This is a genomic window from Paracoccus sp. R12_2, assembly GCF_017744015.1.
Taxonomy (GTDB): Bacteria; Pseudomonadota; Alphaproteobacteria; order Rhodobacterales; family Rhodobacteraceae; genus Paracoccus.
This window is the reverse complement of record NZ_JAGHRA010000008.1, coordinates 1-14,011: the sequence shown is the minus strand read 5'-3', so window position 1 is coordinate 14,011 and position 14,011 is coordinate 1. Positions and strand designations below refer to the sequence as shown.

The 14,011-nt window shown below is 63.3% G+C and carries 12 protein-coding genes and 1 pseudogene; 4 read left to right on the top strand and 9 right to left on the bottom strand.

Annotation, left to right across the window (positions count from 1 at the left end; genetic code table 11):
• Window positions 1-35 precede the first annotated feature (35 nt).
• On the top strand, window positions 36-815 hold the full coding sequence (locus J7359_RS10940) for an IclR family transcriptional regulator (protein ID WP_209056685.1): 780 nt from the start codon (window positions 36-38) through the stop codon (window positions 813-815).
• Here the strand turns inward: J7359_RS10940 and J7359_RS10935 are convergent.
• The 7 genes from J7359_RS10935 to J7359_RS10905 all read right to left on the bottom strand — a co-directional run bounded on the left by J7359_RS10935 (window position 806) and on the right by J7359_RS10905 (window position 7,786).
• On the bottom strand, window positions 806-1,291 hold the full coding sequence (locus J7359_RS10935; protein ID WP_247740337.1) for a RidA family protein: 486 nt from the start codon (window positions 1,289-1,291) through the stop codon (window positions 806-808). The genes J7359_RS10940 and J7359_RS10935 overlap by 10 nt on opposite strands.
• Window positions 1,266-2,249 carry an ABC transporter ATP-binding protein gene (locus tag J7359_RS10930; protein WP_348524372.1) on the bottom strand — a complete coding sequence of 328 codons (984 nt, stop codon included), beginning with the start codon at window positions 2,247-2,249 and terminating at the stop codon, window positions 1,266-1,268. Before J7359_RS10930 ends, J7359_RS10935 begins: the two co-directional genes overlap by 26 nt.
• Window positions 2,246-3,247, bottom strand: coding sequence for an ABC transporter ATP-binding protein (locus J7359_RS10925; protein ID WP_209056682.1), 1,002 nt, complete (start codon window positions 3,245-3,247; stop codon window positions 2,246-2,248). The genes J7359_RS10930 and J7359_RS10925 overlap by 4 nt, the downstream gene beginning before the upstream one ends.
• Before the next feature lie 6 nt (window positions 3,248-3,253).
• Window positions 3,254-4,378: an amidohydrolase/deacetylase family metallohydrolase gene (locus J7359_RS10920; protein ID WP_209056681.1), complete on the bottom strand. Its 1,125-nt coding sequence runs from the start codon at window positions 4,376-4,378 to the stop codon at window positions 3,254-3,256.
• Between the two features lies 1 nt (window position 4,379).
• A complete protein-coding gene (locus tag J7359_RS10915; protein ID WP_247740336.1) occupies window positions 4,380-5,240 on the bottom strand; it encodes an ABC transporter permease in 861 nt (286 codons plus the stop codon).
• A complete protein-coding gene (locus J7359_RS10910) occupies window positions 5,240-6,181 on the bottom strand; it encodes an ABC transporter permease (RefSeq protein ID WP_209056680.1) in 942 nt (313 codons plus the stop codon). Before J7359_RS10910 ends, J7359_RS10915 begins: the two co-directional genes overlap by 1 nt.
• A gap of 96 nt (window positions 6,182-6,277) precedes the next feature.
• Window positions 6,278-7,786 carry an ABC transporter substrate-binding protein gene (locus J7359_RS10905; RefSeq protein ID WP_247740335.1) on the bottom strand — a complete coding sequence of 503 codons (1,509 nt, stop codon included), beginning with the start codon at window positions 7,784-7,786 and terminating at the stop codon, window positions 6,278-6,280.
• 160 nt (window positions 7,787-7,946) lie between these two features.
• Here J7359_RS10905 and J7359_RS19930 point away from each other — a divergent pair.
• A pseudogene (locus J7359_RS19930) lies at window positions 7,947-8,230 on the top strand (hypothetical protein); the annotation flags it as partial.
• Window positions 8,231-8,527: 297 nt separating this feature from the next.
• Here the strand turns inward: J7359_RS19930 and J7359_RS10900 are convergent.
• Together J7359_RS10900 and J7359_RS10895 are read right to left on the bottom strand one after the other, a co-directional pair.
• Entirely contained in the window at window positions 8,528-9,640 is a 1,113-nt protein-coding gene (locus tag J7359_RS10900; protein WP_209056678.1) for a zinc-binding dehydrogenase, read from the bottom strand.
• A 414-nt stretch (window positions 9,641-10,054) separates the two neighbouring features.
• Complete coding sequence (locus J7359_RS10895; RefSeq protein WP_209056677.1) at window positions 10,055-10,501, bottom strand: helix-turn-helix domain-containing protein; 447 nt, start codon at window positions 10,499-10,501, stop codon at window positions 10,055-10,057.
• Window positions 10,502-10,571: 70 nt separating this feature from the next.
• Here J7359_RS10895 and J7359_RS10890 point away from each other — a divergent pair, with 70 nt between their 5' ends.
• Together J7359_RS10890 and J7359_RS10885 are read left to right on the top strand one after the other, a co-directional pair.
• Window positions 10,572-11,774, top strand: coding sequence for an MFS transporter (locus J7359_RS10890; RefSeq protein ID WP_209056676.1), 1,203 nt, complete (start codon window positions 10,572-10,574; stop codon window positions 11,772-11,774).
• A gap of 989 nt (window positions 11,775-12,763) precedes the next feature.
• Entirely contained in the window at window positions 12,764-13,921 is a 1,158-nt protein-coding gene (locus J7359_RS10885) for a recombinase family protein (protein ID WP_247740334.1), read from the top strand.
• Window positions 13,922-14,011: the final 90 nt, after the last annotated feature.

The following is a 14,011-nucleotide window of genomic DNA, read 5'->3' as shown; positions in this document are numbered from 1 at the left end:
ATAATTGCGTAACCTGTATCGAAACAGTGGAACACATGATGCGTGATCAGACGACGCGGCGCAGCCGGACCAGCGGCATCGACCGGTCGCTTCAGATCCTCGATATCCTGACCGAACGCCATCACCCGATGAGCGCGTATGACCTGGCCAAGGCCACGGGTGCGCCGCCCTCGACCATTTACAAGCTGATCGACGAATTGACCGAACGGAACATGCTGTCGCGCAGTGCCAATGGTCGCGCGTGGCTGGGTCCGCGCCTGATGCGATACGGACTTGCCTATCGCGCCCGCGTCAACGCCTTCAACGAGGCAGAGCGGGCCATGTTCGCGCTGAACGAACAGGTTCTGGAAATGGTCCAGATCTGCGCGCGCGACGAAGGCATGATGCAGGTCGTGGCGATGGCCGAGGGGTCCGGGCCGTTCCGCGTCACCTCGGATGTTGGCACGCGGGTGCCGCTGAACTGGACCGCCTCGGGGCGGCTGCTGGTCGGTCATCTGCCCGATGCGGAGCGGTTGGCGGTCTTTACAGAATGTGCGCGCCCGTCGAATACGGGCCTGGCCGAGACAGATCCCGCGATTCTGGCCGACCTGTCGCGGCGCGATTTCATCGACGGGCTGTCCGTCCAGATCGACACGTCCGAGGATCAGGTCGCCTGCATAGCGGCCCCGGTGCGCGGGCAGGACGGCACCTGTCAGTTGACCCTGTCGGTGGTGATGCCCAAGCATCGTGTCCCCGACAAGTTCGACCTTGTGGCTCAGTCGGTGCGAGATGCCGCGCGTTCGGTTGAAATGGCGCTTGGGTTGCATCACCGCTGATCGGCCATCTCGAAGATCGCCTCGATCTCGACCGGGATGCGGTTGGGCAGCGATCCGACGCCAAAGGCCGACCGGGCATGGATACCGGCTTCGCCAAACACCTTGGCCAGAAGGTCCGAGGCACCGTCGATCACGAAAGGATGCCGTTCGAAATCGGCATCGGCGTTCACCATGCCCAACAGCTTGACCACGCCGCCCACCCGGTCCAGCGATCCCAGGGCGTCGCGCAGGGCGGTCAGAATGTTGATCGCGACCAGCTGCGCATGATCGCGGGCATCCTCGGGGCTGATCTCGGTGCCGACCTTGCCACGGATCAGGGTTCCATCGGACCGGACCGGCCCCTGCCCCGAAACATAGATCATTCCGCCCGAAATCCGGACATTGCGGAACGATCCGATCGGGCTGGGCGCGGCATCCGGCAGGGTGATACCCAGGCTGGCCAGCCGCGTCTCAGGTGTGTGCTGCGGCGACGTCATGTCCATAGAGTTTCTCGGTTCTCTTGCAATAGCTTTGATGATCGGGACCGACCGGATGCGCACCGGGTGACCCGGCGGCGCAGATCGGAGCGGCGTGTGGACAGCGCGTGCGGAAAACGCAGCCCGATGGCGGGTTCAGTTGGCTGGGGATGTCTCCCTGCAACGGCGTCCGGTCCCGCGCCGCGCGCGGATCGGGCAGCGGAATGGCCGAATTCAGTGCGCGAGTGTAGGGATGCGCCGGGGTCTTGTGGATCGCACCCGCCGGCCCGATTTCCATCAATCGGCCCAGATACAGGACCGCGACCTGATCGCAGAGATAGTTCACCACCGACAGGTCATGGGCGATGAACAGCATCGTCAGGTTTCGCTTTTCGCGCAGGTCCAGCAGCAGGTTCAGCACCTGCGCCTGGATCGACACGTCCAGCGCCGAGACGCTTTCATCCGCGACGATGAATTCCGGTTCCAGCGCCAGGGCACGGGCGATGCCGATCCGCTGCCGCTGACCACCCGAGAAGGCATGGGGATAGCGATCCATGTGATCGGCGCTGAGGCCAACCTCGTCCAGCAGCGCGGCCACCCGGTCGCGCCGTTCGGCGCGGTTGCCGATGCCATAGGCGCGCAACCCTTCGGCAATCAGGTCGCCTACCTTCAGGCGCGGATTCAGCGAGGACATCGGATCCTGGAAGATGATCTGCATCCGCCGCCGCATGTCGCGCATCTTCGCATTGGGCAACGAGGTGATGTCGGTTCCGTCAAAGCGGATCTGCCCACCCGATGGTTCGACCAGCCGCAGCAACGTCCGGCCAAGCGTGGTCTTGCCCGAACCGCTTTCGCCGACCAGCCCGGTAATCGAGCCGCGCGGAATATCGAAGCTGACATCATCGACGGCGTGGACAGTTCCCGACGGGGTGTGGAACCGCTTGGAAAGGTTCCGTATCTGGATCAATGCATGGCTCACGCGGGCACCGCCATGTCCAGGACACAGGCCGCCAGATGGCCGGGGGCCTTTTCCTTCAGCGCGACCGGATCGCGGCATTCGGGCCGCGCATGGGGACAGCGCGGCGCGAAGGCACAACCGGGCGGCAAATGTGTCAGCGGCGGCACGGTGCCGGGGATCGGCACCAGCCTTTCGCCCAGGGCTAGCCCCTCGCGCGGGATCGAGTTCAGCAGGCCCTGCGTATAGGGATGACGGGTATCGTCGAACAGGTCCATCACGCCCGCCTGTTCGACCACCGCGCCCGCGTACATCACGGCCACGTCATCGGCCATCTCCGCGACCACACCCATGTCATGCGTGATGAACAGGATCGACATGCCCAGATCCCTTTGCAGCCGTCGCATCAGATCCAGGATCTGAGCCTGGATCGTCACGTCCAACGCGGTCGTGGGCTCATCCGCGATCAGCAGCGCAGGGTTGCAAATCATCCCCATCGCGATCATGACCCGCTGCCGCATGCCGCCCGACAATTCGTGCGGATAGGCGTCCACGCGGGCCGCCGCGCCGGGGATCTCCACCAACTCCAGCATTTCGATCACCCGCTTGCGGCGCTGTGCGGCTGGCATGTTTTCGTGCAGGAACAGCATCTCGCCAATCTGGTCTCCGATCGTGAACAGCGGGTTCAACGACGACATCGGTTCCTGGAAGATCATCGAGATACCGGGACCACGCAGTCGCCGGAACCCCGCGGCGTCGAGTCCCGCCAGATCGGCCAACGATCCGTCGCGGCCACGAAAGTCCAGCCGCCCCGACCGGACCCGACCCGAGGGCGGCAGCAGCCCCATCAGCGCCAGCGACGTGACCGACTTGCCCGAGCCGCTTTCGCCCACAAGCGCCAGCGTGCGGCCACGTTCAAGGTTGAAGCTGACGTCGCGCAAGGCGGTCACGGCCGCAGGCCCGCGTCCGAAACTGACGCTGAGGCCCTTAACCGACAGGATCGTGTCGCTGGCATCGCTCATGGTGCTTTACCCCTCTGGCGGCAGACGCCGTGCGGCGGGTTGCGCGTCGCAGCCCAGCACGGTCATCCGTGGCTCGAACATCCGTTCCATGACCATGTGGTTGCCCTGACTGTCGATGGCGTCGATCTGGCTGTCCTCCAGGTCGAACACGGTGAAATCGGCGCGCATCCCCGGCGTCAGTCCGTCGCGTCCCGACAGGCCCAGAAATCCGCGCGGCGCCTGGGTCACGCCGCGGATGCATTCGTCAAAGGGCAGCCCCACGGCCAGCAGCTTGGCAATGGTCGTGGCCATGTCATAGACGGGCTTCGCCATCGAATGGGCGTGCAGGTCGGTCGAGATTGAGAACGGTCGCAACCCGTCGGCCATGGAATCCCGCGCGGTCTTGAAGTTGAACGACGCGCCACCATGCCCGATATCCATCAGGATTCCGCGTTCGGCCAGATCCTGCGCCATCTTGAAAAGGGCATCCGTATCGCGGATCGATCCTGCCGGCTTGCCGTTGAAGCAATGGGTGACGATGTCGCCCGGCGTCAGGATCTCGAACACCTCGTCGATAAGGGGCGGCGGCTCGCCGACATGGACCATCAGCGGCAAGCTGGTCATCTCGGCCACGCGTTTGGCAATCTTGGCGGGGGTGATGCCCCAGCTGCCGACGATCACGCCCGAGGCGCGGACCTTGATCCCGCAGATGACATCGCGATTGGCCTCGATCACGGCTAGCGTCCGGTCGATGTCGATCGACCGCCAATCGATCAGCTCGGGCACCCGGTTGCAGGCGACGAGGCCGATCGAACCGATGTTCAGGAACGCCTTGATCGTCTCGCTGGCAGGTTCGATGACGTATTCGCGCAGCCCGTGAAAGCTGGCCTCGCCCGCCGAACCGGCATCGGCCATCGCGGTGACGCCGGTCGGCCGCCCGGCCTCGGACGCGCGGATCGAGATGTCGGTGCCGCCATGCCAGACATGGACATGCAGATCGCACCAGCCGGGCGACAGATACGCGCCCTTCAGGTCCAGCACCTCGGCACCGTCCAGCGGGCCGGGGGCGACAAGACCATCATCGCCAACATGGATCTCGTCCGGGCTGGCGTCAAAGCCGGTGGCGCGGAAATTGGTCAGTTTCAATGCCAAATCAGGTCTCCTTGGCAAGTCTTGGGTCCAGCGCATCGCGCAGCCCGTCGCCCACGATCTGCAGCGAAAGGACCGACAGCGCGATGGCCGCGCCCGGAAAAAGGATCAGGAAGAAGGCGGTGTCGATATACTGCCGGCCCTCGTTCACCATGATGCCCCAGGTGGGCGTCCTGGGATCGACGCCGACGCCCAGGAAGGACAGTCCCGCCTCGGCCAGCATCGCATAGGCGAAGATGAAGGTAGCCTGCACCAGGATCGGCGACATGATGTTGCGCAGCACATGCGTGACCATGATGGTCGGCGTTCGGGTGCCAAGGGCACGGGCGGCCTCGACATAGGGCAATTCGCGGATCACCAGGGTCGAGGCACGCACGATCCGGGCGATCCGGGGCGCATAGACGACCGACAGCGCCAGGATCACGTTCATCATCGTGCCGCCGAAGATCGCCACCAGTGACAGGGCCAGCAGGATGTCGGGAAAGGCCATCATCGCATCGATCACACGCGACAGCGGCGTGTCCAGACGGCGAAAGAAGCCCGCGACAAGCCCGATCAGGATCCCGACCGCCGACGAGATGACCGCGACGCCAAGCCCGATGCCCAGCGAGGTCTGCCCCGCGACCAGCAGCCGGCCCAGCACGTCACGCCCGAAGGCATCCGCGCCCAGCCAGTATTCCGCGCCCGGCGGCGTCAGCCGCTTGCGCACCGACATGCCACCGATCTCGGTCAGGCCCAGCATCGGCAGCAGGAAACAGGCCGCGACGATCAGCACGAAGACGACCAGCGCCACCACGGCTGCCGGCCGCTGGAACAGCAGATTGCGAAACGAGGGCGGGGCCATGGCGGTGGATGCGGCAGCCATCAGTATTTCACCCTTTTGTCGACGACCAGATACAGCAGGTCGGTCAGCAGATTCACCAGGACGTAAAGTCCCGCGACCACGATCAGCGTGCCCTGAATCACCGGGTAATCGCGCCGCAGCACCGCGTTCACGACAAGGTTGCCCATGCCCGGCAGGTTGAACACGCGCTCGGTCACCACCGCACCGCTGACCAGCAGCGCGAAGGTCAGGCCCACGACGGTGATGATCGGGATGCCCGCGTTCTTCAGCGCATGACGCAGCACAACGCGCCGTTCGGTCATGCCCTTGGCGCGGGCGGTGCGCACGTAATCCTCGCCCAGGATGTCCAGCATCGAGGCGCGCGTGAACCGCAGGATCAGCGCCGAATTGGTGATGCCCAACGTGATCGAGGGCAGAACCAGATGCCACATCCGATCCGCGAACGAGGCCCCTGCCCCGCCATAACCCGAGGCAGGGAACCAACCCAGATCGGTCGCCAGATAACGTTGGAAGATCAGCCCGGTCAGGAAACTGGGGACCGAGGCCGCCAGCATCGCCGTCGTGATCGACCCCTGATCCAGCACGGATCCGCGCCGATAGGCCGCCCAGATACCGATGGGCGTCGCGATGACCAGCGCCACCAGCAACGAAAACAGCGCCAGGAACATCGTCGGCTCGGCTCGGGCGGCCAGAACCTGGGTCACTGGCTGGTTGAAGAACAGGGACTGACCCAGATCACCTTGCAGCGCGTTTCCGATGAAGGTGCCGTATTGCACGAAGATCGGCTGATCCAGGCCCAGCCTGACGCGCAGTGCCACGACCTCTTCGGGCGTGGCGTCGGGGCCCAGAAGCAGCGATGCGGGATCGCCCGGCGCAAGGCGCACCAGAATGAAGGCAAGCGTCAGCACCAGAAAGATGACGACGACCATGCCGATCACGCGGCGAAGAAGATAGCGGCTCATGGGGCGATCTCGCTTGCGGGCAATGGTTCAGGGCCGGGCTGTGCGGATTGGGGGGATACGGGCCGCGACCGTGGACGACGCGGCCCGCTGTGGCCGCTATTCTGCCAGGCTGGCATTCCAGAAGGCCGGCCAAGGCGACGGGTTCACCCCCGACAGCGCCGTCGCCTTGCCTTGCAGGGCGTTGAAATTGCCGATCTTGATCAGTCCCACATCGTCATAGATGACCTGCTGCAACTGCGCGAAGATCTCTTTGCGCTTTTCAGGATCGGTCTCGCTGGTGAACTGGTCAAGGATCTTGTTCTTTTCCGGATTGTCCCAGCCCTCGCGCGCGGTTGCAAAGAAGGACGAGGTCAGCGCCGGTTCCGGCAGGAAGGGCGAGTGGGTGATATAGACGTCCCACAGATCCGGATTGTCGCGGTTCTGCGCCAGCGTCGCCCAGTCGACCACATCCATCTGGACGGTAAAGCCCGCCATTTCCAGCGCCATCCGTGCGACTTCCGCCATCTGGTAATGGAATTCGTACTGGCGCGAAGTCAGGATGCGGAAGGGCGTGCCATCATAGCCCGCTTCCTTTAGGTATTCCGCCGCCTTTTCCTGATCATTGATGTTGTACTGGTCCAAGCCGGCCTCGTTGCGCCACGCCCATCCTTCGGGATACAGCGCACCATCGGTCTGGAAGAACTTCTCATCCCCGAAGGCCGCGAACATCATGTCGTCGAAAGGCAGCGCGGCCTGCACCGCCTTGCGGATGTTCAGATCCGTCATCATTCCCTTCTTGTGGTTGACCGCGAAGATCGGCCAGCCGAACGGCTCCAGCAGGACCGGGTCGGCAACGTCCGACGCTTCGATCCGGTCGTAGGCTTCGGTCGACAGGCTGTCGGCGTAATCGAACTGGCCCGACAACAGCCCCTCGACACGTGTGTTGGTGTCGGGAACCGGAACGAAGCGGATCTCGTCGGCGATCTGCTGGCGTTCGCCCGCAGCCTCGCCCGGTTGGGAATAGCCGTCAAAGCGGACCAGTTGCGTGTACTGGTCCGGGGCATGGGCTTCCAACTTATAGGGGCCGGTACCGACAGGCGTGTCGATCGTGTCGGCGATGATTTCCTCGGGATAGATCACCGCGGCCGAGTTCGAGAAGGCCAGCAGCGACAGCAGCGGCGAATAGGGCTGGTTCAGCGTGATGGTGATCTCGTTCGGGCCGCTGGCCTCGATGCTGTCGATCTTGTCGGCGATGCCTTGCCCACGGCTGGCGACCTCTTCCCACCGCTGCAAGGATGCCAGCACATCGGCGCTGTCCATCGACGAGCCGTCATGGAAGGTCACGCCTTCGCGCAGCGGGATCGTATAGGTCAGCCCATCCTCGCTGATCCGGGGCATGGCGGCGGCCAGCAACGGCACCACCTTCCATTCCTGATCGAATGTGAAGAGGGTTTCCATGAAATGCTGGGTCACGATGCTGACCACATCCTTGGTCGAGGCCATCGGATCGAACGTGTCGGGGTCGCCGACAATGGCGACCTCGATCGTTCCGGCAGCATTGGCCCCTGTCGCGGCCGACATGGCAAGCGCAGCCGAGGTGGCCAGACAGAATGCACGAAATGTCATGTGAAGCTCCCTGAATTCCATTATTATGTTATGATGTCCGTAGCAATGAGTAGAGAATCGCCCCACATTAAAGTCAATGCACATACATAATTATGGATTGCGCGGCGCGCACCGGCGCTTTGACGTTGTCGCGCATCGCTGACGACAGAGGATTCACTTCCTGAATCCATGCGTTTCCCCGGCCTGCACGAGCAAGCCACCTTCCGCCCGCGATCGCAGGACGAACTGGTCCAGCGGCAACGCGTCACTGCGCAAGCGGGGGATGCTACCGATCTGGGTGGACACGCATATGACCGGGTGCGCGCCGCTTGACGGGCGCCCTGGGCGTCCGGCGGTGTCTTCTGACACGGCCATACAATTGTGCGGGTTCCCTATCGCCACGCTGCCTGGCAACTGAACCTGCTTGTGGACAGCACCGGGTTCAAGCTCCTCGGCGATGGCGAATAGCAGGCGCGCAAGCATGGTAAACAGCGACTGCGACAACCCGGTGCTCCACGATCTGCTTGCTCAGATCCGACGGGCGCAAGAAAGGGCGCCTCTGAAAGGATACCTGCCCGGCGGCACGTGCCCGAAATGAGCCGCACGCGATGTCGGAACACAGGCCGAAGGCACCACAAGGCGGCATCTTCGGCGCGCACCGATGTTCCTGGGTCAGGCCGAGCTGGCGCAAGGCCTCGGCAAAACCGGCGCGCAAGGATGTGCTTCAGCCCTGATACGATCCGACCACCCGCGCCCAGACTGTCACGACCATGGCGTCACGAGGTATTTCTCACCCGTCTTCATCGAACTGTAGTCGGTAACGGCGTCCTTGGTCAGCATCTCGTCAAGATTGACGCGCTTCTTGTAATGACTGGCAAAGGTGGTGGTTAGGTTGTCCAGCACGCGCTTGCGCATTCGGGCGACAGTCTCGGACCCGGCGGCCTGGAGAAACGGGAACAGCAACCAGCCCGAGAGGGTCCAGCCGAAACCGTAACTCGGCGACAGCATCGTCATGCCAGTGTCCAGCCGTCCATAGATGAACATTCGCTTCGGCTGGTTCGAGCCATAGCGCGAGTATTCCGCCATCCGGCTTACGGCAACTTGTTCCATGGCCTGGAAGGCATGGTCGACCGATCTGCCGCCGCCGATTGGATCGAATCCGTAGAAGGCGCCCGTGTCCTCGATCGCGGACCGAAGCTGGCTCATGAAATCGTCGCTCGAAGAGTTGACGACATGCGTGGATCCAAGCTTCGCAAGCAGCTCGGCTTGGCTTGCCTTTCGAACGATATTGATCAGGCCGATGCCGTCCTCGTTGCAGATACGCGTCAGCATCTGGCCCAGATTCGAGGCCCCGACCGTATGAAGGATCGCCTCCTGCCCGTCCATCCTGGCGTTCTCGACGAAGCCTAACGCAGTCATCGGATTGACGAAGGCGCTGGCGCCAGCCTCGGCCGAATGATCGCCCAATGGCAGGCACGACGCCGCGTCGGCAATACAGTACTGGCTGTAGGCATTGCCCGGGACACAGGCGATACGCTGTCCCATCAACGCCTTGGCCGCGTCACTGTCACCGGCAGCGACAACCGTACCGGCGCCCTCGTTTCCGGCCGGCAACTTCAATCCGTGGCGCGATTTCGATCCGGCATTGTATGGCTCGGGCACGGTGGCGACGAACTTCCCCGGCGCATAGTTGGCCTTTTCCAGGTCGGCCGCGCCGGCGAGGATTGCGAGATCAGACGGGTTGATCGGCGCCGCCTCCATCTTCACGAGGACCTGATCGCCGGTCGGATCGGGAAAGCTGACCTCCTCGATCGCTACGGTCAGCGTTCCATCTGCGTCGAGCGTTGTGAACAGTTGCTTGCCGGTGGTTGCCATGGCGGACTCTCCAGGTTTCGGTGACGCTAGGACAGGTTATGGGCAGGTGCGGGAAGCGAGACCTCGGCCCAAATCACCTTTCGGCGTCATGTGAAACCTACACTGCCTCAGACTTCTGGACAGTGCCAGCTACGCTTCTTTCGAAAATCCGGTCTTAGGTAGCAAACGCACCACGATACCGACTGGATCAGGATCATGACATTTGTTCCAATGTCGGCATATCCTAACCATTAGTGATCCAGACCTGGCGTGGTTGTCGCGGTGCCCCAACAGCCAGATGCGCGCGTTCAACCGCATCATGGCACTAGTCCTTGCTTTGTCGGTCACTTGGGTGCTGGTGTAAGCCGCACCCTAGCTGTCCGCTTTTCCGTAGAATTGCCGGTCAGCATTGGACAAGAACGTCGGCCAAAGCACCTAAGTGTGCACTTGACCGGCCAAGCCGGGCACCGGTCGTTTGCACGCACGCGAGCGGTGGGCCACGCCTATGCGCAGCAGCCTGAGGAATGTCGGGCACTCCATATGGGACGGGGCAGGGCAGTCGGCCACATGGCGCATCATGGTGGCCAATGCGATCATCCGGCGCGCCTCGCTGTCCAACGCATTGGCGCGCTGATGCAGGTCCTCGCGCGGGATCTCGGGTGTCGCATTAGGGCCGAACATGTCGGAAATTTCGCCAAGCGACAGCCCGGCAGACTGCCCCATGTTGATCAAGGCCAACCGCTGGAGGACGTCAGGTTCATACTGGCGCCGAAGGCCATGTCGGCCCACCGGGGCAATCAGACGCAGCGTTTCGTAATATCGCAGGGTCGAGGCGGGGGCGCCACTTGCCTCCACGACCTCGGAAATATCAAGTAATTTCATTCTTGACCTCAAGCTGACTTGAAGTCGTAGCGTGCCTGCCTTCGACGGATCAAGCAAGAGGACAAGGCCCATGCTCCCCCCGATTACCCCCACCGAACCATCGGTCTGGCGTGATCCGCGCGCCATCGCCCTGATGATCGCCGCCTCGCTGACGGTGATGACGGCCGCAACCATCAGCCCCGCCCTGCCGGGGCTGGAACAGCAATTCCCCATATCCGAGACGAATGCCTTCCTGGTGCGGATGCTGGTCCCCGCGCCTTCGCTGGCAGTCGTTCTTCTTGCGCCGTTCTGTGGCGCCATGGCGGACCGGTCGGGCCGGCGGCGAATGTTGCTGGGCGGACTGATTCTGTTCATCCTTGCCGGAAGCGCCGGACTGGTTCTGCCCACGTTACCCCTGATCCTTGTCAGCAGGCTGGGTCTGGGTGTGGCGCTTGCCATGATCATGACGACCCAATCCGCATTGCTTGGCGATTACTTCTCGGGCCGGGCGCTGCAAAAGGTCTCCAGCGGGCAAGTCTCGGCGCGCAATTTTGGGGGGCTGGTCTTTATCCTTCTGGCGGGGCTTCTGGCGACGCTCGGCCCACGGCTGCCCTTCGCGATCTATGCCCTGCCCTTGCTGATCCTGCCCTTCTTCTGGCGGGTGATCGTCGAACCGCAACGCCATGTTCCGGCCATGGGGACCGCCGCCCTGCCCGGCACCGGGACATCGCAGCGCCGGGTGATCCTGCTGGCCTGCGGTCAGATGGCCGTCACGATGCTGTTCTTTGTCATACCGACCCAGTTGCCGTTTTTTCTGGCCGCCAGGGGCTACACCTCTCCGGCGATGACCGGGGCGGCATTGGGGACGCTGATGCTGGCAGGCGGCGTGATGGCTCTGCTTTATCCCCGACTTCGTGATCGCATTGGCAATAGCGGCAACTGGGCCTTTGGTTTTGGCCTGATGGCAGCGGGTTTCGCCGTGCTTGTTGCAATCCGGGCAGAACTTGCGGTGTATCTGGGTACCGCCGCAATTGGCGCGGGATATGCGCTGGCCATTCCGGGCTTTGTCGTGCTGTCGCTGGCCGCCACCCCGCCCGATCGCCGGGGCAGGACCGGGGCGTTGCTGACGGGATCGGTGTTTCTGGGTCAGTTCCTGTCGCCTGTTCTCAGCAGCCCTGCGCTCGCGCATTGGGGATGGCACAGCAGTGGGCTGGGGCTGGCGGTGGTTTTGACGACCGCTGCGGCCATCGCTGGCATCACCGCCATGGTGCCGCCCTTGCGTGCCCGGGGCTAACTGCGTCCGGATAGCTGCCCCCCGGGTTGCGCCTGCGCGGACGACATCCGTGACGACAAAGGATATCTTCTTTGCCGATCCAGAACCGACCAGTGTGTTTTCAAGGGCTTGGAAAAGCTCAAAAGGACAAATTCGGTGACTTTCGACAGTTTTGTCGATAACCAAGGCATTTGTCCTTTCGGGGCACGAAATGCTCCTTGGGTGCCGCCGCGCCCTGGCTCGGTTTGCCCGCCGCTAGAGGGCAAACACCTTATCTGCATCCGCCGCGCGAGTGCGCCACTGCATGAAAACCTGAAGGTTGGTTTCGAGCCATTCCTAGAGCTTGCTAGCTACCTGAACTGCTTACACGATTGCATTGTCTCACACGGAGCGCTTGTATGCATGCGTATTGACACCGATCTTCTCGCAATGATCGTGCTTGCGATAGTACTCTTTACACTCGGTATCGTTTTAGCCTTGTCTCTGTCAAAACGGCATCGCTTTCCCGCGCGCATCCTGGCCCCAGGATGCGCAATTCTTTTTCGCAAACAGGCGCTTCGGGCGCCCCTACCGCATTGATCGCACCGGCTTTCGACCGGCAATGGGAGTTTTCCACATGAATCGCCCCGACCCGGAGATTTTCACGGCCCCGGCAACGGCAGCCCCGGCCCGCCTGCCCTATACTGATCGCCATAAGAACTGCGGACACATGTCCCATCACCAGCAACCCGCAATCACCGCCGGAGGACGCCTCCGCGCGGACCGGAGACGCACGTCAGTTGACCACGCGGCGCGACATCAGGGCAACGGAGACGGCCGCGGCAAACAGCCGCGCCGCCGGGCCCGCTGGTGCCGGGCCCGCTGGTGCCGGGCCTGCTGGTGTCGGTGCTGCGGGCTGCGCCCAGGATCGGGAAGCGCTCATCGCCCTGGTGCGGGCGCTGGCCCGCGACGCGGCTCGCGCCGATCATGCCGGCCGCGGCAGGCTGCAAGACTGATCCGGAGGATTTATCATGGCTGAGGCCACGCTGCGCGCCGTCATCTACGCTCGCTATTCCACTGATCTGCAAAGCGCCTCGTCCATCGACGACCAGATCCGCCTCTGCCGCGAGCGCGCCATCCGCGAGGGCTGGGAGATTGTCGGCACCTACGAAGACGCCGCGACCTCGGGCGCCTCACTCATGCGACCCGGCGTCCAGCGCCTGCAGCAGGATGGCCGCGCGCGGCGCTTCGAGATCGTCCTTGCCGAGGCGCTGGATCGGCTGTCGCGCAACCAGGCCGATATCGCCAGCCTCTATCAGAACCTCGCCTTCAACGGCATCGCGATCGAGACCCTGGCCGAAGGCCGGGTCGACGAGATGCATATCGGCCTGAAGGGCACGATGAATGCGCTGTTCCTGAAGGATCTCGCTGCCAAGACCCGCCGCGGCCTGCGCGGTCGCGTCGAGGCCGGCAAATCCGGCGGTGGCAACGCCTACGGCTATACAGTCCTGCGCCATATGGGCGAGAACGGCGAGATAAAGCGCGGCGATCGTGAGATCAACGAACAGGAAGCCACCATCGTCCAGCGGATCTTTCGCGCCTATGCCGACGGCCTGTCGCCCAATCGCATCGCCGCCGCCCTCAATGACGAGGGCATTCCCGGCCCGCGCGGGCGGGCCTGGGACAAGTCGACGATCCACGGCAACCCCAGGCGCGGCACCGGCATTCTCAACAACGAGATCTATATCGGCCGACTGATCTGGAACCGGCAGAGTTTCGTGAAGGATCCCCGGACCGGCAAGCGTCAGGCGCGGCCGAACCCGGAGAGCACCTGGATCATCACCGAGGTGCCGGATCTCCGTCTCATCGACCAGGAACTCTGGGAACGGGTGAAGGCCCGCCAGCAGGGTCGCAAGATCACGCACACGGAGACGCAGGCCTGGCAGACGCGGAAGCCCAAGTTCCTGCTGACCGGGCTGGTCAAGTGCGGCTGCTGCGGCGGCGGGTTTTCGATGATCGCTCAGGACAGGCTCGGCTGCTCGAACTCGCGCAACAAGGGCAAGGGCTACTGCACCAATCGCACCGGCATTGCCCGACGCGAACTGGAGCGGCGCATACTCGCGCTGCTGACGGATCGCCTCATGGACCCGGGGGTAATCCCCCCCGATCTTAACGGGATGCGGAAGTAGAATTTTCTCGGCAGGATGACTGAGGAGATTCCGATGAAGAAGACACGATACACAGAAGCCCAGATCATGGGTGTGCTGCGCCAGATGGAG